The organism is Flavihumibacter cheonanensis, from assembly GCF_022352215.1.
GTDB lineage: Bacteria > Bacteroidota > Bacteroidia > Chitinophagales > Chitinophagaceae > Flavihumibacter > Flavihumibacter cheonanensis.
Genome location: NZ_JAKRWF010000205.1, coordinates 1 through 280, shown reverse-complemented (window position 1 = coordinate 280; position 280 = coordinate 1). Strand labels below are relative to the sequence as shown.

At 55.7% G+C, this 280-nt stretch carries 1 protein-coding gene; it reads right to left on the bottom strand.

The genetic code is table 11. The features are described from left to right. Positions 1-198, bottom strand: a 198-nt coding sequence (gene rplM / locus MD536_RS21705) for a 50S ribosomal protein L13 (RefSeq protein WP_239603866.1), incomplete at its 3' end; no start/stop codon positions are given. Positions 199-280 lie beyond the last annotated feature (82 nt).

Below are 280 nucleotides of genomic sequence, written 5' to 3'. Positions count from 1 at the left end.
GCCGGTCACGCGCATCTTGGCGGCGTTAACCACGACAATGTAATCACCAGTGTCGACGTGGGGCGTGTAAATGGCCTTGTGCTTGCCGCGCAGACGGCGGGCAATCTCGGACGCCAGGCGCCCCAGGACCAGATTATCGGCGTCAATCACGAACCAGTCGTGTTTGACTTCATGCGATTTAGCGGAAAAGGTTTTCATATCCAACCTCTGCACAGAGGGGTTTCTCGGAAAGCCGCGCATTTTAACCGCGCATACGAGGCAAGTCAAACAGTCCGAAATC